This is a genomic window from Streptomyces spiralis (assembly GCF_014654675.1).
GTDB lineage: Bacteria > Actinomycetota > Actinomycetes > Streptomycetales > Streptomycetaceae > Streptomyces > Streptomyces spiralis.
In genome coordinates this window covers 1-21,369 of record NZ_BNBC01000020.1, presented here as the reverse complement: position 1 = coordinate 21,369, position 21,369 = coordinate 1, and the positions used below count along the sequence as shown (strand labels likewise).

Here is a 21,369-nt window from a genome sequence, read left to right as displayed (position 1 = left end):
GGTCTCGGGCCATGGCTAACACCCAGGGCCCCCAGGGCAATTACGACCCCGCCGGCAGCACCCAGATGTTCCGCGCGTTCGTCGACGAGGCTCCCCAGGCCGCGCGGCAGCAGGAGACCTCCTCCGGGCCGCGCGTCGGCCTGATCATCGGTGTCGTCGCCGCCGTGGTGATCGTCGCGGCCGTCGCCTGGCTGGCGTTCAAGTAGACCTGGCGTTCAAGTAGAGCTGGCGTTCGAGCACAGCTCGCGCCCGGGCGGGCGGCCACCCGCGCCCCCGCCCGGACGGACGACGGCCGTCGGGGCGCCCGCATCGGCGCCTCGACGGCCGTGAGTCGATGTCGTCGTTCCTGCTGCTCCGTCGCCCTGCCTCGGGGCGTCAGTCCGAGATGAGCCCTTCCCGCAGCTGTGCCAGGGTCCGGGTGAGCAGCCGGGAGACGTGCATCTGCGAGATGCCGACCTCCTCGCCGATCTGCGACTGGGTCATGTTGGCGAAGAAGCGCAGCATGATGATCCGCCGCTCCCGGGGCGGCAGCTTGGCGAGCAGCGGCTTGAGCGACTCGCGGTACTCCACCCCCTCCAGCGCCGAGTCCTCGTAGCCGAGGCGGTCCGCCAGGGAGCCCTCGCCTCCGTCGTCCTCCGGGGCCGGGGAGTCGAGGGAGGAGGCGGTGTAGGCGTTGCCGACCGCGAGGCCGTCGACGACGTCCTCCTCCGACACGCCCAGGACCGCGGCGAGTTCGCCGACGGTCGGCGACCGGTCCAGCTTCTGCGACAGCTCGTCGCTGGCCTTGGTCAGGGCGAGCCGCAGCTCCTGAAGGCGCCTGGGCACCCGCACCGACCAGGACGTGTCCCGGAAGAAGCGCTTGATCTCGCCGACCACGGTCGGCATCGCGAACGTCGGGAACTCCACGCCGCGTTCGCAGTCGAAGCGGTCGATCGCCTTGATCAGGCCGATGGTGCCGACCTGGACGATGTCCTCCATCGGCTCGTTGCGCGAGCGGAAGCGGGCTGCCGCGTAGCGGACCAGCGGGAGGTTGAGCTCGATCAGGGTGTCCCGGACGTAGGCGCGCTCGGGGCTGTTCTCGTCGAGCGCGGCGAGCCGCAGGAACAGGGAGCGGGACAGGGTGCGGGTGTCGATGATCTCCGAGGGCGGCAGTGCCGGGGTGGGAGTGGCCGGCAGGGCCGGGGCCGGGACGGCCGCGAGGGCCGTCACGTCGTCGAGGGCGTCGAGCGGCTCGAGCGCCGGGGACGGCGCCTCGCTCTTCATGAGCGTCAGCACCTTGGAGCTGCCCTGGTCTGCGGACATGCCACCCCCTCTGGGTCGCGGGACGGTCGCGGCCGGGCTCTCTGACGAGGAGAACTCAGCCTTCACCTGAATACCGGAGCCGAAGCCGCGGCAAACGCGCTTCCCGCAGAATGTCACATGTCGGCAACGCGCTGTAGTGACATGTCGACATCCGATACGCGAATCCGCCCTGGCAGAAAGCGGTCTGACGGGCTTTCGGAACGTCCCTGTCGGAATCTTCCCAGGTGGGCGATTCGCTCGTGACGGTTACGCCTCGATCCTGTTTGCGGATCTCAACCGCTGGAAGCTACGCGCGAGTAGCCGGGAGACATGCATCTGGGAGACGCCGAGTTCGGCGCTGATCTGCGACTGGGTGAGATTGCTGTAGTAGCGCAGCAGCAGGATGCGCTGTTCCCGTTCGGGGAGTTGGACGAGGAGGTGGCGGACCAGGTCGCGGTGCTCGACGCCGTCCAGGGCCGGGTCCTCGTAGCCGAGCCGGTCCAGCAGCCCGGGCAGCCCGTCGCCCTCCTGGGCCGCCTCCAGGGAGGTCGCGTGGTACGACCTCCCGGCCTCGATGCAGGAGAGCACCTCCTCCTCGGTGATGCGCAGCCGCTCGGCGATCTCGGCGGTCGTGGGGGAGCGGCCGAAGGTGGTCGTCAGGTCCTCCGTCGCGCTGTTGACCTGGACCCACAGTTCGTGCAGCCGGCGCGGGACGTGGACGGTGCGGACGTTGTCGCGGAAGTACCGCTTGATCTCGCCGACGACCGTGGGCATGGCGAAGGTCGGGAACTGCACGCCCCGGTCCGGATCGAAGCGGTCGATGGCGTTGATCAGCCCGATGGTGCCGACCTGGACGACGTCCTCCATCGGCTCGTTGCGGGAGCGGAAGCGGGCGGCCGCGTAGCGCACGAGCGGTAGGTTGGCCTCGATGAGCGCCCCGCGCACGCGGGCGTGTTCGGCGGTGCCGGATTCGAGCTCCTTCAGCTGGGTGAAGAGCAGCTGGGTGAGGGCGCGGGTGTCGGCGCCGCGCCGCTTCTCCGGGGCCGGCGGGGCGGTCGGGTTCGGGTTCGCGGTCGGCCCGGGGGCCGCGGCCTGAGTGGATTCCTCCTGGGGCGGCGCAGTACTGGCCGACACGGTCAACGCCACCTCTTCGTCGATCAACTCATCCGTCAAAAGCGGTCATAGCATCACAAGACAGGTGCATCGGGTTCAAGCACCGCATAAGCACGTGTTGAGGTATGAATTAGGGCATAAGACGCGAAAAATCCCCGCACCGTTCCGGTGCGGGGTCGAGCGTGCAGCCGTACGGCTCAGAACTCGTAGTCGGCGATCACCCACGTGGCGAACTCGCGCCACAGCGCGACGCCCGCCTGGTGGGCCGGGTGCTCCAGGTACCGCTTCAGGGCGTCGGCGTCCTCCACGGCGGAGTTGATCGCGAAGTCGTAGGCGATCGGCCGGTCGCTCATGTTCCAGCCGCACTCCCAGAAGCGCAGCTCCTCGATCCGGTCGCCGAGGACGCGGAAGGCCTCGGCCCCCTCCACGACGCGCGGGTCGTCGCGCTCGACACCCTCGTTGAGCTTGAAGAGGACCAGGTGGCGGATCATGAGTTTCCTCCGTTGGCGACCCATGTCATGAAGTCGCCGATGGCCTTGGCGGCGTCCGATATGCCCTCGAACCCTATCTGGACGTAGTCGGCGGCCTTGGCCGGGTCCGTGATGATCACGTACAGCGCGAAGACCACGAGCACATAGACGACGATCTTCTTGGCGTTCACGGCCATCGCGGCCTCCCCTGTCGCTGGTCGCCCCTGGCGTCGGCTGCACGATGATCGCACGAAGGGCCCCGTCCGGCGGACGGGGCCCTTCTACAGCGGTAGCGGAGGGATTTGAACCCTCGGTGACTTGCGCCACACTCGCTTTCGAGGCGAGCTCCTTCGGCCGCTCGGACACGCTACCGAGGGAGACCTTACAGCACAGTGGGGCCTGGGCCGAAATCCGTTTCCCGGGCGTCTGGCGTCACGGAACGTCCGGGCTCAGCGGGTGCGGAAGAACTCGGTGAGCATGCCGGCGCAGTCGTCGGCGAGCACACCCTCGATCACCTCGGGCCGGTGGTTGAGCCGCCGGTCCCGTACGACGTCCCAGAGCGAGCCGACGGCACCCGCCTTCTCGTCGCGGGCGCCGTAGACCACCCGGTCCACGCGGGAGAGCACGACGGCCCCCGCGCACATCGTGCACGGCTCCAGCGTGACCACCAGCGTGCAGCCGGACAGCCGCCACTGTCCGACCCGCGCGGCGGCCCGCCGGATGGCGAGGACCTCCGCGTGGGCGGTCGGGTCTCCGGTGGCCTCGCGCTCGTTGTGCCCCGCTCCGAGCACGGTCGTGCCGTCACCCGACAGCACGACGGCGCCGACCGGGACGTCCCCGCCCCGGACGGCCGCCTCGGCCTCGCGCAGGGCGAGCCGCATCGCGTCCCGCCAGGGATCGCGGACGGGGTCGGGCAGGCGGGGCACGCCGGACGTGCCCGGTGTCTCCTGCGGGGTCAGCGGACGGTCTCCAGCACCTCCGAGGCGCCCAGGGCCTCGGCGATCGCGCTCAGCGCGTCCTCCGCGGCCAGGGTGCGCAGCTCCTTCTCGCTGACGCCCAGGTCGTCGAGGATCTCACCGTCACCCAGCGGGCTGTGTGTGATGGCTTCGGCGGAAACGGCCTCCTCCTCCTCGTCGTCCTCGGCGGACGCCGGTTCGCCGTCCTCCGTGCCGTCGAGGTCGAGGGAGTCCAGGTCGGGGACGTCGTCACCGGGCTCCCGGCCGAGCAGTTCGTCGGTGAGCAGGATCTCGCCGTACGAACTGCGGGCAGCGGCGGCGGCGTCCGAGACGTAGATACGAGGGTCGTCCTCGCCGTCCACGCGGACGACGCCGAACCACGCGTCCTCCTGCTCGATGAGGACGAGCACCGTGTCGTCCTCGGCCGAGGCTTCCCGGGCCAGGTCGGCCAGGTCGGACAGCGTCTCCACATCGTCGAGCTCTGTGTCGCTCGCTTCCCACCCGTCTTCGGTGCGCGCGAGCAGTGCGGCGAAGTACACCGTGACTCTCCCACTGGTCGTAGGCGTGCCGGTTGGGGGTCCCCCCGGCGGAGGTTCTGGGCGGAGAGAGCTGGGCTCCGAGCCCCACCCACTCGGAATCGTGGCAGAAACAAGGCGTTCAGGGGATGTCTTCGACTCCCTGTGTCCGGCTGTTTTGTCGTCCGTCGGTAAAGCACTCACCAGCGCACTAGTTGCCGCCACCTGCGGATCGTACGCGGCTTTGCCCGGCGGGCACGCACGGCCCGCCCCGGAGCGTCGGCGCTGGTGTCGGCCTTCTTCCTCGCGGTGTCGGCCTTCTTCCTTCTGTGTACTGCCCCAGTTCTCTTCCCCGTGCCGCCCGTGTTCTCCCGGGTTCCCCGCAGTGGCCTACGAGCGGAACCGGGCGGAACAGTGGTCTGCGAGCGCGACGCGCGGCGCCGAAGGCGCTCGTCGTCCGCGGTGTTCGGCGCCGGATCCTCGTGGGACCGCCGGCCGGGCATGGGCTCACCACCCCCGGTTCCGTCCCTCCCACTTTCCCTCGGACGGCGGGTCCGACGCCACAACACGGCGGGTCCGACGCCACAACAGCGCGGAAGGGAACGGGCGGACGGTGGCGCGGAGGGCTGGAACGGGCCGCGGACGGGCCGCAGGTGGTGGCGGGCGACCCGGTTCCGGGCCCGGTTACTGTTGGCTCATGCGTCTCCACGTCGTCGACCACCCCCTGGTCGCCCACAAGCTCACCACGCTGCGCGACCGCCGCACCGACTCCGCCACCTTCCGCCGGCTCGCCGACGAGCTGGTCACCCTGCTCGCCTACGAGGCGACCCGGGACGTGCGCACCGAACAGGTCGACATCAACACGCCGGTCGCCGAGACCACCGGCGTCAAGCTCTCCCACCCGCGCCCGCTGGTGGTGCCGATCCTGCGGGCCGGGCTCGGCATGCTGGACGGCATGGTGCGGCTGCTGCCGACCGCCGAGGTGGGCTTCCTGGGCATGATCCGCAACGAGGAGACGCTGCAGGCCTCCACGTACGCCACGCGCATGCCGGAGGACCTCTCCGGCCGTCAGGTGTACGTCCTCGACCCGATGCTCGCCACCGGCGGCACGCTGGTCGCGGCGATCCAGGAGCTGATCAGGCGCGGCGCCGACGACGTGACCGCGGTGGTGCTGCTGGCCGCGCCCGAGGGCGTCGCGGTGATGGAACGCGACCTGGCGGGCACCCCGGTGACGGTCGTGACGGCGTCGGTCGACGAACGCCTCAACGAGAACGGCTACATCGTGCCCGGCCTCGGCGACGCGGGCGACCGCATGTACGGGGCGGCCGAGTAGCCGAGGCTTGATCGGACGGCCGGGCGGGCCGCCTTACGGAGATCGGCCCGGCCCGTCGCACGGATCGGGGCCCGGCGTCCGCTCAGCAGCCCTTCTTCGCGGTGGACGCCGGCTGCGGTGCGGTCAGGGCGGCCAGGGCCTTGTCGGCGGCCGGCTTCTGGGCCAGCTGCTTGAAACCGTCGCCGATGATCAGGTCGACGTCGGTGCCCTTGCGGGTGTCGGTGCGGCTTTCGGCGCCCGGGAGCTGGGTGGCGAGCACCGGCAGCGAGGTGTTGAGGGACGACGCGGGGCCGAGCAGTATCCCGGAGCCCTTGACCTTCTTGTCGAACTCCTTGGTCGCGTTGCCCACCTGGCCGATGCGGAAGCCGCGCTTCTTCAGCTCGTCGGCGGTCTGCTTGGCGAGTCCGCTGCGGGGCGTGGCGTTGAGGACGTTGACGGTGATCTGGCCCGGCTTGGGCAGCGCACGAACGGTGCGCGCCGGCGAGGGCCCGGTCTTGGCCGCCGTGTCGGTCGCGCAGTGCGTCCCGGCGCCGGCCGCCGAGGCCTTCTTGCCGCCGGCGAAGACGTCGATGAGCTGCAGCGTGCCCCACCCGATCACGCCGAGCACGGCGGCGGAGGCGACGACCAGGAGCACGAGCCTGCCGTGCCGCCGGGGCCTGCGCATTCGGGGGTACTTGTTCCCCGTGATCCGGTACTGCCCGCCCATGCCGGGGGGCGTCAGCATGCTCATGGGCGCAGCGTAGTGCGCGGGAGCGGCGATTCCTACTAGATGATCATTGGATCCGGCTCAGCAGAACCCGAAAGGTCCAAGCCGTCACCGAATGGCCGGTGTCCGCCGGGCGATGCGGGCCGTGGGCTCGGTCCGGTCGAGTCAGTCCAGTTCGAGCACGCGTGCGTGCAGCACCTGGCGCTGCTGCAGCGCCGCCCGGACCGCGCGGTGCAGTCCGTCCTCCAGATACAGGTCGCCCTGCCACTTCACGACATGCGCGAAGAGGTCGCCGTAGAAGGTCGAGTCCTCCGCCAGCAGGGTCTCCAGGTCGAGCTGCTGCTTGGTGGTCACGAGCTGATCGAGGCGGACCGGGCGCGGCGCGACGTCCGCCCACTGCCGGGTGCTTTCCCGGCCGTGGTCGGGGTACGGCCGGCCGTTTCCGATGCGCTTGAAGATCACACGGAAAGCCTACCGGTCAAGACCTTCCGGGCGCAGCCTCGCCGCCGCAGTGCGGCTCTGGAAATGCCGCGGCAAACCCGGGCGAACCAGGATCATGGTCGCGGTGAGCCGGACGCCGAGTGAGCCGGGTGCCGGGACCGTCCGCCGTCCCGGCACCCGGCTCGACCGCTCGACGGTCAGCCGCGGTCGGGTTCGGCGGCGGCCGGGCGGGGTTCGCCCGGCTCGGGCCGATCAGTTTCCTGCCGACGGGGTTCCTGCCGATGAGCTTCCTTCACAGGTGGGTGCGGCGGCTTGGGCGCGCTGCGGGCGGCCTCCGCGCGCACGAGGGCGCGCAGGACCGCGTAGGGATCGACGGGCATGGCTGTACTTCGCTTCCTGGACGTGCTCGGCCGGGCGTGCTGAGCCGGCCGAGCTTGCTGATGAACTGACCGGGCAGGCGTGCCGGCCGGCTCAGCAGCGCAGGACCACGCAGCGCAGCGCGTGCAGGCGGTACGGAGGGTGCGAGGGCACGCGCGTGTGTGCGGGGCGGTCCGCCGCGTGCGCGGACACCGGCGCGGACGGGGGCGTGGGCCGCAGGGGCGGTCCACCGACGCGCACGCTGACCCGCACGGAGGTGCGCAGTGCGGAGTCGGGGGTCTCGTGCTCGGCGGCGGCGCAGACCGGCCCGCCGGCCACCGCCACGAGGGGCACCGCGTGTGCCCCGTACGACCCGTACACCCCGTACGCCGCGACGGGCCCGCCGGGCATCAGGAGGGCGAGCAGCAGCACGAGCGTCCGCAGGCAGACGATCCGGCTTCGCGCGGGGCGCACGGGACGGCGGCCGGAGCGGCCGGTGAGGCCCACGCGGCCCACGCGGCCCGCGAAGCCCATGTGGTCCGTGAGGCGCACGCGGTCCGTGCAGCGCGCGCGGCCGACGCGGCCGACGCGGCCGGCCGTGTGGGCGGCGCGTGGTGCGGCGGGTGCTGTGCTCACGTCGGTCATGTCCCCGGCGTCCGTACGACGTTCACCGCGCCGGCCGGCCGAACCGCCCGCTCGGCGTATCCCGCGGGCGGCGGTCGACGGCGTTCACAGCTGACGCGGAACGGTCTCGGCGTGACGGCGTACGCGGAAGGCGGTGACGATCTCCATGACGCCGACCACCACCAGCCACCAGCCGCCGACCAGGGTGAGCACGGCGACCGACTCCAGCGGCGAGTCGATCAGCACGATCCCGGCGACGAAGGTGACGATGCCGAGGAAGATCTGCCAGCCGCGCGCGGGAGCCGTACGGTCGTGGATGGCGGCGATGGTCTGCGTGATCCCGCGGATCAGCCAGCCGATGCCGATCCACAGGGCGAGCAGCAGGATCGACTGCATGGCGCCCCGGAAGCAGAACAGGCCCAGCAGGATCGACAGGGCGCCGCTGGCGAAGGCCAGCACGCGCAGCGAGGTCGTCCGGTGGGTGCCGAAGGCCGAGACCAGCTGGAGCACTCCGCTGACCACGAGATAGACGCCGAAGAGGACTCCGGCGGCCACCAGCGAGGCACCGGGCCACAGCAGCACGAGGATGCCCAGGATCAGAGCGGCGACGCCGGTGACGAGGACGGCCTGCCAGGCGGTGCGGGAGAGGAAGTGCAGGGGCCCTTCCAACGGCGGTTCGTGAGGCGGTGCGGAGTGCGGCGCGGACGCCTGCGACGACGCGGACCGGGCGTCCCGTGCCTCACGTGCCGCGTGGACGTGGCGGTCGTCGTACCCCGGCCCTTCCGGTCCGCCGCTCGGTGGCTCGCTCATGCTTCATGCTGCGAACGGACGCGGCCGGGCCGCCACCGCTGACGGTCCGTTCGGCTGACCTGGCGTACCCGCTCCGGCCGTCGACTTCGGCCGCCGACTTCGGCCATCGATTTCGGGTACCGGCTTCGGGCACGGGCTCCGGCGGTCACTGGCCGGCGGGCTTCGACGCCTTGGGTGACGTCCTGGCCTTCTCGGCCGCCTTGGCGGCGGCCTTCAACTCCTGCTTGTGCGCCCGCACCCTGGCCAGCGAGTCGGGCCCGGTGATGTCCGCGACGGACCGGAAGGACTCCGGCTCGCCGTACGCCCCCGCGGCCTCCCGCCAGCCCTCCGGGCGCACTCCGAGCTGCTTGCCGAGCAGCGCGAGGAAGATCTGCGCCTTCTGCTTGCCGAACCCGGGCAGCTCCTCGAGCCGGCGCAGCAGCTCGGGACCGCTGTCCACGTCCCGCCAGATGGCCTCGGGATCGCCGTCGTAGTGCTCGACCAGGTAGTGGCACAGCGCCTGGATCCGTTTGGCCATCGACCCCGGATAGCGGTGCACCGCCGGCTTGTCCGACAGCAGCCGGGCGAAGGTCTCCGGCTCGAACGCCACGATCTCGTGGGCGTCCAGGTCCGCGGTGCCCATGCGCCGGACGATCGTGGCCGGTCCCTTGAACGCCCACTCCATCGGGATCTGCTGGTCCAGCAGCATCCCGACCAGCGCGGCGAGCGGACTGCGGCCGAGGAGCTCGTCGGCCTCGGGGTCCTGGGCGAGGTGCAGGGTGACGTCCATGCCCCGATGATCGCCCGTCAGGCGCCGGCCCGCAGCCGGGCCGTACCTCCCCTGGCGCCCCCGTTTCCGCCGTCCGCAAGCTTGAGTTAGGTTAGCCTAACCTGATCAGATTGGGGTGGGTGGATGCACACGACGACCGCCGAGGTCCATCGCGACGCCTGGGGCATTCCGCACCTGCGCGCCGACGGCCCCCGCGCCCTCGCCCGGGCCCAGGGCCGGGTCACCGCCCTGGACCGCGCCTGGCAGCTGGAGGTCGAGCGGCACCGGGCACAGGGCACCTCGGCGTCCTTCCTCGGCGCCACCGCCCTCGCCTGGGACGTCTTCGCCCGGCGCGCCCGCCTCGCCGACACCGCCCGGCGCTGTTTCGCGGCCCTGGAGCGACAGGACCCGGAGACGGCCGACTGGGTAAGGGCGTACACCGAAGGCGTCAACGAGGGGCTCGCCGAGGGCGCCCGGCGCGCCCCCGAGTTCGCCGGGACCGGCCTCGCCCCCGGTCACTGGGAGCCCTGGCATCCGCTCGGCGTCTGGCTCGGCGCGCACATCCTCTTCGCCGGCTTCCCGGCCAAGCTGTGGCGCGAGCACGTCGTACGCCGTCTCGGGCCCGGCGCGGTCGAGTTGTTCGCCACCGACGGCCCCGGGACCTCCGGCAGCAACGGCTGGCTGGTGAGCGGAGCGCGTACGGTCACCGGGCAGGCGCTGATCGCCGGAGACCCGCACCGCTTCATCGAGGACCCCGGTGTCTACCAGCAGATACGGCTGGCCTGCCCGGAGTTCGACGTGGTCGGCCTCGCCGTCCCGGGCGTCCCGGGCATCGCCCACTTCGGCCACACCGGCACGGTCGCCTGGGCCATCACCAACGCCATGGCCGACTACCAGGACCTCTACCGGGAGCGCCTGCGCCGCACGGGCGCCGGGATCGAGGCGCTCGGCCCCGACGGCACCTGGCGGCGCGCCGCCCGCCACACGGAGACCGTCGAGATCGCGGGCGAGGCCCCGGTCGAGGTGGAGATCGTCGAGACCGACCGCGGCCCCGTGATCGCGGGCGGCCCGGAGGGCCTGGACGGGCCGGCGGGCCTGAGCGGTCTCCAGGGACCGACACCGGGTGGCTCGGGGAACCCGGCGGGTCCGCAGAGTTCGGCGAGCTCGCAGAGTTCGGCGAGCCGGGAGAGGCCGGAGAGCTCGGGGGGCCCGGAGAGTCCGGAGCGCCGGGACGGCCTGCACCGCCTGTACCGGGACCCCCTCCAGGGACCGGATGACCGCCCCCGCCCGGACGATTCCCTCGCGCACCCCGTCGCCCTCAGCCTCCGCTACCCGCCCCGCGTGACCGGTGACCTCGGGTTCGGTGCGCTGCTGCCGCTCCTGCGCGCCCGCCGGGTCGGGGACGTCGACCGTGCCTTCGACGCCTGGGCCGAGCCGGTCAACGTGGTTCTGGCCGCCGACACCGAGGGAGGCGTGCTGCACCGGGTCGCGGGCCGGGTTCCGCTGCGCGCCCCGGACAACCGTCTGCGCCCGGTTCCGGCCTGGGAACCCGGCCACGACTGGCAGGGCCGGCACGAGCCGCCCCGTGCCGGACTGGCCGACGGCGTCGCCGTGATGGCGAACCAGCGCGGCCCCGCAGCCCCGCTCGGCGTCGAGTTCGCCCCGCCGCACCGCGCCGACCGCATCCGTGCCCTGCTCGCCGGGCGCGCCGTGTGGTCGGCCGGCGACATGCCGGCGATCCACACCGACACCCACCTCGCCTCCGCCGCCCCGCTGCTCGACCACCTGGCGGCCCTGGACGGCCTGTCCCCGGCGGCGGCCCGGCTGCGCGACCGCCTCCTTCGCTGGGACCGGCACATGGACGCGGGCAGCGAGGACGCGGGGGCGTACGCGGCGGTGCGTACGGCCGTCGTACGCCGCCTCGCCGCCCACCCCGTCTTCGCCGCGCTCGCCGAACCGCCCGCCTACCCGGAGGTGTTCCTCCCCTGGCTGGCCCTCGTCCCGCGCATCGGACACGCCCTGGAGATCCTCCTCGGGGCGCGGGAGCTGTACGGGATCGACCGCCCGGCGATCGTGCGCGCGGCCGTGGAGGAGGTGGCGGACCGGCCCGCCACGACGTGGGGGGAGCGGCACCGCCTCGCCGCGTGGCGGGCACTGCCGGATGCCGGGGCGCCGTACGACGAACCCGGTCTGGCCGGTGACCACGACTGCGTGCTGTGCACCTCCGCCGTGCCGGGGCTGACCGATCTCGCCGCGCGCGGGCCGGTGGCCCGTTACGTCTGGGACCTCGCCGACCGCGAGAACAGCCGCTGGGTGGTGCCGCTCGGCGCCGACGGCGTGCCCGGCGCACCCCACCACCACGACCAACTCGCCCTGTGGACCGCCGGAGACCTCGCCCCGGTCGTCACCGACTGGGCCCGCCTGACGAAGGAGACCGACCTGTGACGACCCCAGAGCCGTACGTGCCGTACGCCGCCGAGCGCGAAGCCGTCCACGAGCAGGTCGTCGACGGCTTCGGCACCGTCCGCGTCCTGCCCCTGGACCCGGACACCGACGCCGGCACCGTCCACCGCTGGGTGAGCGAGGAACGCGCCTCCTTCTGGGGCATGACCGGCCTGACGCGCAGCCAGGTCGCGGACGTCTACGCCCACATGGACACCCTGGACACCCACCACGCCTTCCTGGTGGTCAAGGACGGCACCGCGGCCGCCCTGCTCCAGACGTACGAGCCGGAGGCCGACCGCGTGAGCGAGTGCTATCCGGTCCGCCCCGGTGACATCGGCCTCCACCTGCTGCTCGCCCCGGCCGGCGCGGACGGCCGGCGTCCCGGCTGGACCGCGGCGCTGCTGCACGCCGTCCTGACCCACCTCCTGCTGGGCCTGGACCGCAGGCGGATCGTGGTGGACCCTGACGTGCGCAACGACAAGGCCATCGCCCGCTTTCTGCGGCAGGGGTTCGAACGGGGACCGGTCGTCGTCCTGCCGGAGAACGACCTGCCCGACGTGCACCTGCCGGAGAAGCGTGCCCAACTCGCCTTTCTTTCTCGGGAGACGGTCTTTCCCGACGCCAGGTGGAGGACCGTCACCGACCGGTGAGTGATGCGCCGTCCGCGCCCGTACGTATCGGAAGGCCGGCAAGTCCCACAACGGAGAAGTGACGTGACCCGAGGCTCGGCGCGACGGTTGGTGGTGCTCGGCGCCGTACTGCTCCTGCTCCTGCTCGGCGGTGCGGGCCCCGCCTCGGCCCACGCGGTCCTGCGCTCCAGTGACCCCGCCGACGGAACCGTCCTCAAGGCCGCCCCGGCCTCCGTCACCTTGACCTTCTCCGAGTCCGTCGGTCTGCTCGACGACTCCTTCCGCCTGTTCGGTCCCGACGGCCGGCGGGTGCACACGGGCGAGGCCCGGCACGCGCCGGGCCACTCGGACACGGCCGAGGTCGCGTTCCCGGCCGGGCTGGGCCAGGGCACGTTCACCGTGGCGTGGCGGGTGGTGTCGGCGGACAGCCACCCGGTCTCCGGCGCCTTCACCTTCTCCGTGGGGAAGCCGTCCCCGACCTCCGCCGCCGTCGACACGGGCCCGGACGAGAACCCGGCGACCGGCGCTCTCTGGGACCTCGCCCGCTACGCCGCCTACGGCGCCGCCGCCCTGCTCATCGGCACGGCGGCCTTCGTGCTGCTGTGCCGTCCGCCGGACCCCGGCCCGCTGCGCCGGCCGTTGGCCGCGGGCTGGTGGACGCTGCTGGCGTCCACCGTCGTCCTGCTGGCGCTGCGGGCACCGTACGAGACCGGCGCCGGCCCGGCGTCGGCGCTCGACCCCGCGGCCCTGGCCCGCACGCTGACCGGCCGCCCGGGTCTGGTGCTGCTGGCCCGCCTGGCCCTGCTCGCACCGGTGGCCGCGTTCCTCGTACGGCTGTCCCGACGCGGCCCGTCGCGCACGACACCGGCGACGGGCGCCGCCCTGGCGCTCGCGCTGGCCCTGACCTGGGCCGCGTCCGAACACGCCTCGGCCGGCATCCAGGTCCCGTCGGCGATGGCGTCCTCGGTGCTGCACCTGCTGGCCATGGCCGTGTGGCTGGGCGGCCTGACGGCGCTGCTGACGACCCTTCAACGGGCGACGGCGGACCCCGACCCGGAGAGCAGCTCCGGCGACGACCCCCGGCTGACCGCGACGGTGGCCCGTTTCTCCCGTATCGCGTTCCTCGCCGTCACCGTCCTGGTGGTCACCGGCGTCTACCAGTCCTGGCGCGGCCTCGGCTCCTGGACCGCACTCACCGACACCACCTACGGGCGGCTGCTGCTGGCCAAACTGGCCGCCGTGGTGCTGTTGCTGGCCGCAGCGGGCGGCTCGCGCCGCTGGACCGCACGGCTGGTGACGGCGGCGGGGAGGGCGGGAAGTGCGGGAAGCGCGGGAACGGCAGCGACCGGGAGCGAGGCCGTGCAGGAACGGACCCCGGAGCCCGTCGGTGGCCCGTCGTACCCGGCGGCGCGGACGACAGCGCCACAGACAGTCTCGACCTCAGCCCCGCTTTCGGGCCCACCTGCCGGCGCGGCATTCGGCACATCCTCTCCCTGCCCGTCCCCCGCACCGGGCGGCTGCCTGCGCGCACTGCGGCGCTCGGTGCTCGCCGAGGTCGCCGTGGCCGTCGCCGTGCTGGTGGTCAGTACGGTGCTGAGCGGCACGCTGCCGGGCCGGGCCGCCGCCGAGGCGGCCGGAACCGCACCCGCCGCAGGGATCCCGGGCGCCTCCGTCACGACGATCCCGTTCGACACCGGCACGCCCGGCGGCCGCGGCACCGTGCAGATCACCCTGGAACCGGGCCGCGTCGGCCAGAACGCGGTGGAGGCCGTGGTGTTCGGCCCCGACGGAGGCCTGTCCACCGTCCCGGAACTCCGTCTCTCGCTGTCCCTGCCGGCCCAGAAGATCGGCCCGATCGACGCCCGGCTCACCGACAGGGGGGGCTACTGGGGCACCGACTCCCTCAACCTCCCGATCCCCGGTGCCTGGACCGCGAAGGCGACGGTACGGGTGTCGGAGCTGGACCAGGCGAGCGGGTCGCGGACGGTGCGGATCCTGCGCTAGGGGGTGTCTCGCCGGTTGGCCCGACCGGGGAGTCTCTCCTCCGCCTTCCGTAACTTTGAATATTCCATTGCGTTGGGGTCGATATCGGAAATTGCGCTGCCGTGCTGCGGATGCGGACCTCTCCGGCCGGACGGACGGATGAACCATTCGATCGCACATATAGGCCTGGTCGGGGAATTCCTTCACCCGTTTGCCGCGCATCCGGGGAAGTCGGGTGGCGTTAGTTGGGATATGACTAAGGCAACCAGGGAAGGGTACTTCGGTCTGTTCGCGGGCCGCGAGCGACAGAACGCGAGTGCCGGATGCGCGGTCGCGCTGGGGCCCTACACCTACCTGCCCGCGCCCGTGCATGCGCCGGGCAACGTCAATGGCACCCTGACCAGGGGAGATCTCCCGGTCGCGCTGGACGTGACCGAACCGCTGCTGCGGGATTTCCTGGACGCGATCAGCGCGCTGCAAGCCGACCTCGCCCGCCGCTGGGTGGGCCCGGAAGGCCGGTCCGCCGTGCCGCGACCGGAATAGCCGGGTCATTTCATGTATGACGAACGTATCGACCGACGTCCCGGATATTCCACCGATTACCCGTATGCCGAAGACCCGCAGACCGGCCATGTGCAGAATGATTACCCGTATACCGGCGGATTAGGCGGAAGCGAAACAGGAGGCGGCACGGGGCGGCACCGGGCGACGCCGACGCAGTTCTTCGCCGGCCCTCTGGTGCCGCCGGACTCGGCGTGGGACCCCGCCGAGGAACTGGCCTTCATGCTCCAGGACGCGATGGAGCAGGAGCAGCGGCCGACGATTCCCACGGCCCGGGACGAGCCCGAGCCCGACGCGCCCGCCGCGAAAACCGGGAACACCCCCCTGGAGAACCTGCAGGAGATCACGGCGGAACTGCCTCCGCTGAGGGACGTCTCCCGCGGCCACCGAAAGGTCCGCGAACGCAGGCGCCCGAACATGCTGCGCACCGCCAGCCATCTCATCGCCGCCCTCGCCGCGGTGATCGCCTCCACGGTGAGCTTCTTCGGCGGCATGGTCGCCTACGATCCGCTGCACATCGTCGCGGTGTCCCGCATGCACGACGGCATCGCGTCCTGGTGGCCCCTGCTGGTGTACGGCCCCTGGCTGGTCGCGTCGCTGTCCGTCCTGCGCGCCGCACTGCACCAGCGCCGCGCCGTCCACTCCTGGTGCGTGGTGCTGCTCTTCTCGTCCATCGCGATGCTGCTGTGCGTGGTCCAGGCACCGAGGACGCTCGTCGACATGTCGGCGGCCGCCCTGCCGGGCCTGGCGTCCCTGGCCTGCTTCCAACAACTCGTACGCCAGATCACCCTGACCCGCCCGCCCCGCCGCGCGACCCCCCGCCACCGCTTGAGCCGGCCCGCGCAGCCCGACACCTCCCCCACGCCGCCCGGCACGACCGCCTCGACCACCCCCAAAGCGGGCAAGCCGAAGCCCAAGTCCCCTTCCACAGCAACCCGGACAAGCTGAGGTCACGCCGTGAACGGGGCTGAACGAGAGGGGAACTGAGACGGGCCGGGCCCTGCTGACCGCGTGTCAGCGGCGGCTGCTTCGGTGCCTGGTGCGGATGAGGTGCTGGGCCACGAGGTGGCCCGACCCGGCGCCGAGGCCGGGGCCGGGGTGGGTCGAGGCGCCGATGTGCCACAGGCCGGGTACAGGGGTGGCGTGCCGGGCCGCGCCCGGTAGGGGGCGCCACAGGAGGGCCTGGTCGAGTTCGGCCGAGCCGCCGTAGGGGTCGCCGTTGACCGCGTTCGGATTGTGCGCCACCAGGTCCGACGGTGTGACGGCGTCCCAGGCGAGTAGCTTCTCCGGCAGGTCGGGTGCGTGCAGCGCGATCCTGGCCAGGACCCGTTGGACGTATCCCTCGGTCAGCTCCTTCGTCCAGCGGCCCTGGGCGTCCAGTTCGCCCGCCGCGTCGCCGGTCGGCTTGTAGGGCAGTTCTTGGAGCTGGATCCACAAGGTCGCCGCGCCGTCCGGCACGCGTGAAGGGTCCAGGACGTACTGCTGACCGACGACCAGTGTGGGCCTGCGCGGCAGCAGCCCCGCCTCGGCCTCCGCGCACGCGATCGCGGTGCTCGCGGACCCGTCGCTGAGGTGGACCAGCGGTACGCCGGTCAGGCGCGCATCGCGCCAGCCGAGCGGGGCGGAGAGGGCGACGTGGAGCTGCATCGCAGCGCGTCCGTACCGGTAGCGCGTGGCCTCGTGGCGGATGGTGGGCGGGACGGGCACGTCCTGTGGCAGGAGCTCGCCGTACAGCGCGGTCGGGGTGACCGAGGCCAGGACGGCGTGGCGGGCCCGGAGGGTTTCGCCGTCGGTGGCGACGCCCATGACCCGGCCGTCCGTGAGGAGCAGACGCTCCGCCGGCCGCCCCGTGGAGACGTGCACCCCGAGCTCGCCGAGCAGCGCCTCGAAGGCGCGGACGAAGTTCCGGGCGCCGCCCGCCACCACGGGCATGCCGAAACCGTGCAGGGTCGCGGCCATGAGAGGCAGCATCAGGCCGCCCAAGGCGTGGTCCGGAGACAGTCCGGCGTGCAGCAGCCAGGGTGTCCACAGCACATCGGGCTCGTCGCCGCGGAAGGTGCCGCGGCAGTAGGAGCGGCCGCTGGTCACGGTGGCCCGCAACCACTCCTCGGTGCCGCTGAAGCGCTCGCGGCGCAGCAGCTTCACCACATGCCGGAGCACACGGGGCGAGCGTGGCTCACCGCCCAGGATGCCGCCCAGTGCGTCGGCGTTGTCGAGGAACCTCTGCAGCAGGGTGAGGTAGGCGGTTCGGTCCTCGGAGTGGCCGAACATCTCGGCGGTGGCCGCGGGGTCGCGGTGGGCAAGGACCACGCGCCCTTCGTCGGTGACGGTGCCCGTGATCAGTCCGTCGGTGTTGCGGTACTCCAGACCGTGACGGTGCAGGTCCTCGCCGAGGGCGGCGTATGCCCCGCCGGACACGAACAGCGGGTGCCACGACGAGTACGTGTCGTGCAGGTAGCCGGGCAGAGTCCGCTCCTCGGTGGCGATGAAGCCGCCCAGCCGGTCGCTTCCTTCCACGAGGGCCACCGACCAGCCGTCCTTGGCCAGCTGGGCAGCGGCGACCAAGCCGTTCACGCCGGACCCGATCACGACCGCGTCGAAGGTGGGTGTCATCAGCGCTCCTCTGACGTGAGGGGTGGGGTGCCAAGGCCTCGCCTGAGCGGGCCACCACGAGCGAGGGCGAGGGCGCGGCCCTCGCCCATACAGCCTTCCCCTCAGGCGCCGGACTGTCCAACGTCCGCAGCCCCCGCTCCAGGCCCGGGACGGGCGTCTCGCCGGCGCTCACCACCCCGCCGTGACCGCCGTCCTCCTGATCCTCGGCATCCCGGATACCGTGATCGACGCGATCACGGATTGAGAGCCTGGGCGAGTGACGCGGACGAGTCCCCGGCCCCGGGTCAATGCGGCGCGACCGCGAGTGCCTCGGCCAGGGTCACGGGCCGTCGGCCGATCAGGCGGCGCAAGTCGCCGGAATCGGTGTACATCTCGCCGCGGCTCAGGCCGCGGTCAGCGTCAGCGAGGACCTCCGCCAGCTCGGCGGGCAGGCCTGCGGCGGCCAGTACCCGGGCGAACTCGGTCACCGGGAGGTCGGCGTAGGCAACCTGTTTCCCGGCCGCAGCGGAGATCGCGGCGGCGAGCTCGGTCAGTGTGAAGGACTCGTCGCCGCCGAGTTCGTACACGGCGCCGGTATGGCCTTCGGTGGTGAGGACGACCGCCGCGGCCTCGGCGTAGTCGGCGCGGGAGGCGGCGCTGATCCGCCCCTCGCCCGCGGCGCCGACGACGGCGCCGTTCTGCAGGATCTGCGGCAGTTGGCTGGTGTAGTTCTCCAGGTACCAGCCGTTGCGCAGCAGCACGCTGGGGATTCCGCGGTCCCGCAGGTACTCCTCGGTCTCGCCGTGCGTGGCACCGATGATGGTGGTGGCCGTGTCCGCGTGCGTCGTGCTCGTGTACGCCACGAGCGACACGCCCGCGGCCACCGCGGCGTCCATCACGCGGCGGTGGTTGGCGACCCGTTCGTCCACGGGGACCGAGGCCGAGATCAGCAGCAGTCTGTCCGCCCCCGCGAAGGCCTCGGCCAGGCTGTCGGTGTCCGCGAAGTCGGCGCGGCGTGCCGTGACGCCTCGGTCGGCCAGGTCCTTGATGCCGGCGATGTTCCGGCCGGTCGCGATGATGTCCGCGGCCGGGATCCCGCGCCGCAGCAGCGCCTCGACGGTGAGCCTGCCCAGCTGGCCGGTGGCTCCTGTGACGACGATCGACATGACGGTCATTCCTTCCTTCCGAGCGTGCCTCGCGCGCCTGTCGCGGTTCGTCCGCGGCAGGGTGGAATTCAGGGTGACCTGCACACTCTCCATCGGGAAGTAGCCACTTTTTGGTAGGGTACTTACCCAAGCGAAAGCATTGAGGTGAGCCGTATGGCGGCTGTCGAGAACGTGACCGGGCCCATACCGTCATTCGATCCGTACGAGCGCGGCTGCCCGTCGCGGGACCTGCTCGACCAGATCGGCAGCAAGTGGGCGGTCCTCGTGCTGGGCGAGCTCGGCCGGAACGGGGCCTCCCGGTTCAGCCGGCTCCGGCAGGCGCTGGCGGGCGTGAGCGAGAAGATGCTCACCCAGACGCTGCGCACCCTCGAACGCGACGGGCTGGTCAGCCGGACCGTCTACCCAGAGGTGCCGCCGCACGTGGAGTATGAACTGACCGCCCTCGGCCAGACGCTGCGGGAACCGCTGAAGGCGCTCACGGAGTGGTCGGTGCGGCACATCGAGGAAGTCATCACCGCCCGCGGGGAGTACGACGACCGCACTGAGCGCACCCGGTAAGCAGCGGCCGCCGGCGATTGATCACCCTCCAGGGCCAGAGGCCACGGGCACATCGAGCACTTGCAGATCGTCCGGCCGTGCGGCCGGTGCGGAAGGGTGCGGGCGTTCTGGTTGCGACGCTGGGACGGTGGCTGTTCGTCAGGGCGTCTTCGGGAGCGGGTCGTCCGCCGGTCTGCCGTGTGCTGTGCCGGCGGACTCGGTGTGTGAGAGTGCGGCGAGGAGCCGCAGTTTCTCGTCGCTGTCGCTGTCTTTGTCGGGGTAGTAAACGACGAGGATGACGTCGCCGATCGGGAGTTTGTCGCGGTGGAGGCGTAGTTCACCGACGACGGGGTGGTGGACCGTGATCGTGCCTCCGTCGAGACTGCGGACGTCGTGGCGGGCCCACAGGGTACGGAACCGCTGACTGGACAGTGCGAGTTCTCCGACGAGCTCGACGAACCGGGGGTCATCGGTGTCGTCCCCGATGGTGGTGCGCAGGGCGGCGATGAAATCGGCGGTGGCTTTCGCCCAGTCCTGGTGGAAGGCCTGTTCCTCGGGATCGAGGAGGAGAGAACGAAGCCGGTTCTGGCCGGGCCGCAGGCGGGGGGAAAGCGCGACGGCCATGGGGTTGGAGGCCAGGACGTCGAACGCGCGCCCTTCGACGAACGCGGGGATCTCAAGGTGGGCGAGCAGCTCGTGCACCCGCGCCGGTACGTGCTCGGGCCGCTTGCGGCGCGGCGCCCTGGGGCGGCCCGCCGCGAGGCCGAGCAGATACGTCCGTTCGACGTCGTCGAGCTGCAGGACGCGCGCGAGTGATTCGAGGACCTGCGGTGAGGGGTTCTTGTCACGGCCCCGTTCAAGGCGCAGGTAGTAGTCAGGACTGATCCCGGCGAGCAGGGCGACTTCCTCACGGCGCAGGCCCGGCACGCGGCGGTTGCCGCCGGGCGGGAGTCCTGCCTGCGCCGGGGAGACCAGCTCACGCCGGGCACGGAGGTAGCTGCCGAGCCGGTTGCCGGATTCCTCATCCTTCATACCGACACCGTAATGCGGTGCGCGTGTCTCAGAGGGGGCCCTGGCAGGACCAGGGAAGACGGGGGCTCTGCCACACCCGGCGAATGCCGTCAAGACTGCGACAGCACTGTTTCGAGAGAGACAGGGAGCATCACTGTCTGCGCCGCGGGCCTGAACGCCGGCGGCGCCCTGGACCGAAGGGAAGATCTCATGGATCTCTCCAACCGCACCGTTCTCATCGTCGGCGGAACCTCGGGTATCGGGCGGGAGCTGGCCCGACGGTTCGCTGCGGCGGGCAGCACCGTGGCCGTCGGCGGCCGCAGCCCGGAGGCACTCGCGGAACTCGCCGAGGAAGGCTTCGGCACGATCGGCGTCGACGTCACCGACACTGCGTCCGTCGCATCTTTCCGTGACACCGTGCTCGCCCGCTACCCCGAGCTGGACACCGTGGTGACGATGTCGGGCGTCATGCTCCTGGAGGACCTGCGCGACCCCGCGCACTTCGAGGCGGCGGCAACGACGATCGACACCAACCTGCTCGGCACCATCCGGGTCATCGACGCCTTCACCCCGCACCTGGTCAGGCGGGGCGCCGGCACCTTCATCACCGTCACCTCCGGCATCGCCTTCCTGCCCTTCCCGCCCATGCCCAGCTACGCAGCCTCGAAGGCCGCGGTGCACGCCTACTCCGAGGCGCTGCGCGCGCAGCTCGACGGCACCGGTGTCGACGTCGTCGAGCTCGTCCCGCCGGCCGTCGCCACGGCAGGACAGGAAAAGGTGAACCCGCACGCGCTGCCGCTCGACGACTTCGCCACCGAGGTGATGGACCTGCTGGGGACCGAGCCCACTCCGCGCGAGATCCTCGTCGATCGCGTCCTGGTGCACCGGTGGGCCGAGCGCGACGGCACCTACGACGAACTGGTGGCTCAGCGCTCGCAGGCCCTCGCGATGCTCCTGAGCCGGCAGGGACAGCGATGAACAGCAGGAGCCATCGCTGCGTTGGACGGTGAAGTCGACCAGGCAGCACCCGCACTCAAGATCAAGGAAGCATTGATCACCTGCATGTCCGCGCCGGACGGAGCGGGGGGGGG

The 21,369-nt window shown here is 71.9% G+C and carries 24 protein-coding genes and 1 tRNA gene; 9 read left to right on the top strand and 16 right to left on the bottom strand.

The annotated features are described in order from the left end of the window. Positions 1-11 precede the first annotated feature (11 nt). Positions 12-206, top strand: coding sequence for a hypothetical protein (locus IE318_RS21055; protein WP_030180370.1), 195 nt, complete (start codon positions 12-14; stop codon positions 204-206). Positions 207-375: 169 nt separating this feature from the next. Here IE318_RS21055 and IE318_RS21050 read toward each other — a convergent pair whose 3' ends face one another. From IE318_RS21050 to IE318_RS21020, 7 genes are all read right to left on the bottom strand, one after another. Continuing rightward, positions 376-1,302 (bottom strand): RNA polymerase sigma factor SigF, encoded by a 927-nt coding sequence (locus IE318_RS21050; protein ID WP_189902590.1) that lies wholly within the window; start codon positions 1,300-1,302, stop codon positions 376-378. Between the two features lie 246 nt (positions 1,303-1,548). Continuing rightward, the gene (locus tag IE318_RS21045) at positions 1,549-2,421 is read right to left on the bottom strand and encodes an RNA polymerase sigma factor SigF (protein WP_189902759.1); all 873 of its coding nucleotides are present in this window, start codon (positions 2,419-2,421) and stop codon (positions 1,549-1,551) included. Between the two features lie 170 nt (positions 2,422-2,591). Beyond that, the gene (locus IE318_RS21040; protein WP_189902588.1) at positions 2,592-2,885 is read right to left on the bottom strand and encodes a Dabb family protein; all 294 of its coding nucleotides are present in this window, start codon (positions 2,883-2,885) and stop codon (positions 2,592-2,594) included. Continuing rightward, a complete protein-coding gene (locus tag IE318_RS21035; RefSeq protein ID WP_030180377.1) occupies positions 2,882-3,061 on the bottom strand; it encodes a hypothetical protein in 180 nt (59 codons plus the stop codon). Before IE318_RS21035 ends, IE318_RS21040 begins: the two co-directional genes overlap by 4 nt. Before the next feature lie 90 nt (positions 3,062-3,151). Further along, positions 3,152-3,236, bottom strand: a tRNA-Ser gene (locus IE318_RS21030). Positions 3,237-3,313: 77 nt separating this feature from the next. After that, positions 3,314-3,745, bottom strand: a complete 432-nt coding sequence (gene tadA / locus IE318_RS21025; RefSeq protein ID WP_189902757.1) for a tRNA adenosine(34) deaminase TadA — start codon at positions 3,743-3,745, stop codon at positions 3,314-3,316. Positions 3,746-3,819: 74 nt separating this feature from the next. Further along, positions 3,820-4,359 carry a tRNA adenosine deaminase-associated protein gene (locus IE318_RS21020; RefSeq protein ID WP_189902586.1) on the bottom strand — a complete coding sequence of 180 codons (540 nt, stop codon included), beginning with the start codon at positions 4,357-4,359 and terminating at the stop codon, positions 3,820-3,822. Between the two features lie 673 nt (positions 4,360-5,032). Between IE318_RS21020 and upp the strand changes: the two genes are divergently transcribed. Beyond that, a complete protein-coding gene (upp, locus tag IE318_RS21015; protein WP_030180416.1) occupies positions 5,033-5,668 on the top strand; it encodes a uracil phosphoribosyltransferase in 636 nt (211 codons plus the stop codon). A gap of 82 nt (positions 5,669-5,750) precedes the next feature. On the opposite strand, the gene IE318_RS21010 is transcribed toward upp, so the two are convergent. The 6 genes from IE318_RS21010 to IE318_RS20990 form a co-directional block, all read right to left on the bottom strand. Then, entirely contained in the window at positions 5,751-6,374 is a 624-nt protein-coding gene (locus tag IE318_RS21010; protein ID WP_189902755.1) for a LytR C-terminal domain-containing protein, read from the bottom strand. Positions 6,375-6,539: 165 nt separating this feature from the next. Beyond that, positions 6,540-6,836 carry a type II toxin-antitoxin system VapB family antitoxin gene (locus tag IE318_RS21005; protein WP_004943146.1) on the bottom strand — a complete coding sequence of 99 codons (297 nt, stop codon included), beginning with the start codon at positions 6,834-6,836 and terminating at the stop codon, positions 6,540-6,542. A gap of 176 nt (positions 6,837-7,012) precedes the next feature. After that, positions 7,013-7,195, bottom strand: coding sequence for a hypothetical protein (locus IE318_RS45055; protein ID WP_229903645.1), 183 nt, complete (start codon positions 7,193-7,195; stop codon positions 7,013-7,015). 91 nt (positions 7,196-7,286) lie between these two features. After that, positions 7,287-7,808, bottom strand: coding sequence for a hypothetical protein (locus tag IE318_RS21000; RefSeq protein WP_189902584.1), 522 nt, complete (start codon positions 7,806-7,808; stop codon positions 7,287-7,289). 93 nt (positions 7,809-7,901) lie between these two features. Further along, positions 7,902-8,606 (bottom strand): HdeD family acid-resistance protein, encoded by a 705-nt coding sequence (locus IE318_RS20995; protein WP_189902582.1) that lies wholly within the window; start codon positions 8,604-8,606, stop codon positions 7,902-7,904. A gap of 145 nt (positions 8,607-8,751) precedes the next feature. Beyond that, positions 8,752-9,375 (bottom strand): HhH-GPD-type base excision DNA repair protein, encoded by a 624-nt coding sequence (locus IE318_RS20990; RefSeq protein WP_037869613.1) that lies wholly within the window; start codon positions 9,373-9,375, stop codon positions 8,752-8,754. A gap of 123 nt (positions 9,376-9,498) precedes the next feature. Here IE318_RS20990 and IE318_RS20985 point away from each other — a divergent pair, with 123 nt between their 5' ends. The 5 genes from IE318_RS20985 (at position 9,499) to IE318_RS20965 (ending at position 15,920) form a co-directional block, all read left to right on the top strand. Beyond that, positions 9,499-11,799, top strand: coding sequence for a penicillin acylase family protein (locus IE318_RS20985; RefSeq protein ID WP_189902580.1), 2,301 nt, complete (start codon positions 9,499-9,501; stop codon positions 11,797-11,799). Further along, positions 11,796-12,449 carry a GNAT family N-acetyltransferase gene (locus IE318_RS20980; protein WP_229903644.1) on the top strand — a complete coding sequence of 218 codons (654 nt, stop codon included), beginning with the start codon at positions 11,796-11,798 and terminating at the stop codon, positions 12,447-12,449. The genes IE318_RS20985 and IE318_RS20980 overlap by 4 nt, the downstream gene beginning before the upstream one ends. A 90-nt stretch (positions 12,450-12,539) precedes the next feature. Then, positions 12,540-14,432 (top strand): copper resistance CopC/CopD family protein, encoded by a 1,893-nt coding sequence (locus IE318_RS20975; RefSeq protein WP_189902751.1) that lies wholly within the window; start codon positions 12,540-12,542, stop codon positions 14,430-14,432. 231 nt (positions 14,433-14,663) lie between these two features. Then, positions 14,664-14,954, top strand: a complete 291-nt coding sequence (locus IE318_RS20970) for a hypothetical protein (protein WP_229903643.1) — start codon at positions 14,664-14,666, stop codon at positions 14,952-14,954. Between the two features lie 12 nt (positions 14,955-14,966). Then, complete coding sequence (locus tag IE318_RS20965; protein WP_229903642.1) at positions 14,967-15,920, top strand: DUF2637 domain-containing protein; 954 nt, start codon at positions 14,967-14,969, stop codon at positions 15,918-15,920. A 66-nt stretch (positions 15,921-15,986) separates the two neighbouring features. Here the strand turns inward: IE318_RS20965 and IE318_RS20960 are convergent, their stop codons facing one another. Continuing rightward, positions 15,987-17,585, bottom strand: coding sequence for a phytoene desaturase family protein (locus IE318_RS20960; RefSeq protein WP_189902578.1), 1,599 nt, complete (start codon positions 17,583-17,585; stop codon positions 15,987-15,989). A gap of 284 nt (positions 17,586-17,869) precedes the next feature. Further along, the gene (locus tag IE318_RS20955) at positions 17,870-18,739 is read right to left on the bottom strand and encodes an SDR family oxidoreductase (protein ID WP_229903641.1); all 870 of its coding nucleotides are present in this window, start codon (positions 18,737-18,739) and stop codon (positions 17,870-17,872) included. 144 nt (positions 18,740-18,883) lie between these two features. On the opposite strand from IE318_RS20955, the gene IE318_RS20950 reads away from it, so the two are divergent. After that, positions 18,884-19,288 carry a winged helix-turn-helix transcriptional regulator gene (locus tag IE318_RS20950; protein ID WP_189902574.1) on the top strand — a complete coding sequence of 135 codons (405 nt, stop codon included), beginning with the start codon at positions 18,884-18,886 and terminating at the stop codon, positions 19,286-19,288. A gap of 138 nt (positions 19,289-19,426) precedes the next feature. On the opposite strand, the gene IE318_RS20945 is transcribed toward IE318_RS20950, so the two are convergent. After that, positions 19,427-20,299 (bottom strand): helix-turn-helix transcriptional regulator, encoded by an 873-nt coding sequence (locus IE318_RS20945; protein ID WP_030180449.1) that lies wholly within the window; start codon positions 20,297-20,299, stop codon positions 19,427-19,429. 189 nt (positions 20,300-20,488) lie between these two features. Here IE318_RS20945 and IE318_RS20940 point away from each other — a divergent pair, with 189 nt between their 5' ends. Then, a complete protein-coding gene (locus IE318_RS20940; RefSeq protein WP_189902572.1) occupies positions 20,489-21,256 on the top strand; it encodes an SDR family oxidoreductase in 768 nt (255 codons plus the stop codon). Positions 21,257-21,369: the final 113 nt, after the last annotated feature.

Bases quoted from the DNA above. Each gene is read 5' to 3' on its own strand.
- IE318_RS21055 (WP_030180370.1), top strand. From the start codon at position 12: ATGGCTAACACCCAGGGCCCCCAGGGCAATTACGACCCCGCCGGCAGC.
- IE318_RS21050 (WP_189902590.1), bottom strand. From the start codon at position 1,302: ATGTCCGCAGACCAGGGCAGCTCCAAGGTGCTGACGCTCATGAAGAGC.
- IE318_RS21040 (WP_189902588.1), bottom strand. From the start codon at position 2,885: ATGATCCGCCACCTGGTCCTCTTCAAGCTCAACGAGGGTGTCGAGCGC.
- IE318_RS21035 (WP_030180377.1), bottom strand. From the start codon at position 3,061: ATGGCCGTGAACGCCAAGAAGATCGTCGTCTATGTGCTCGTGGTCTTC.
- tadA (WP_189902757.1), bottom strand. From the start codon at position 3,745: ATGCGGCTCGCCCTGCGCGAGGCCGAGGCGGCCGTCCGGGGCGGGGAC.
- upp (WP_030180416.1), top strand. From the start codon at position 5,033: ATGCGTCTCCACGTCGTCGACCACCCCCTGGTCGCCCACAAGCTCACC.
- IE318_RS21010 (WP_189902755.1), bottom strand. From the start codon at position 6,374: ATGGGCGGGCAGTACCGGATCACGGGGAACAAGTACCCCCGAATGCGC.
- IE318_RS45055 (WP_229903645.1), bottom strand. From the start codon at position 7,195: ATGCCCGTCGATCCCTACGCGGTCCTGCGCGCCCTCGTGCGCGCGGAG.
- IE318_RS20995 (WP_189902582.1), bottom strand. From the start codon at position 8,606: ATGAGCGAGCCACCGAGCGGCGGACCGGAAGGGCCGGGGTACGACGAC.
- IE318_RS20990 (WP_037869613.1), bottom strand. From the start codon at position 9,375: ATGGACGTCACCCTGCACCTCGCCCAGGACCCCGAGGCCGACGAGCTC.
- IE318_RS20985 (WP_189902580.1), top strand. From the start codon at position 9,499: ATGCACACGACGACCGCCGAGGTCCATCGCGACGCCTGGGGCATTCCG.
- IE318_RS20970 (WP_229903643.1), top strand. From the start codon at position 14,664: ATGACTAAGGCAACCAGGGAAGGGTACTTCGGTCTGTTCGCGGGCCGC.
- IE318_RS20965 (WP_229903642.1), top strand. From the start codon at position 14,967: ATGTATGACGAACGTATCGACCGACGTCCCGGATATTCCACCGATTAC.
- IE318_RS20960 (WP_189902578.1), bottom strand. From the start codon at position 17,585: ATGACACCCACCTTCGACGCGGTCGTGATCGGGTCCGGCGTGAACGGC.
- IE318_RS20955 (WP_229903641.1), bottom strand. From the start codon at position 18,739: ATGACCGTCATGTCGATCGTCGTCACAGGAGCCACCGGCCAGCTGGGC.
- IE318_RS20950 (WP_189902574.1), top strand. From the start codon at position 18,884: ATGGCGGCTGTCGAGAACGTGACCGGGCCCATACCGTCATTCGATCCG.
- IE318_RS20945 (WP_030180449.1), bottom strand. From the start codon at position 20,299: ATGAAGGATGAGGAATCCGGCAACCGGCTCGGCAGCTACCTCCGTGCC.
- IE318_RS20940 (WP_189902572.1), top strand. From the start codon at position 20,489: ATGGATCTCTCCAACCGCACCGTTCTCATCGTCGGCGGAACCTCGGGT.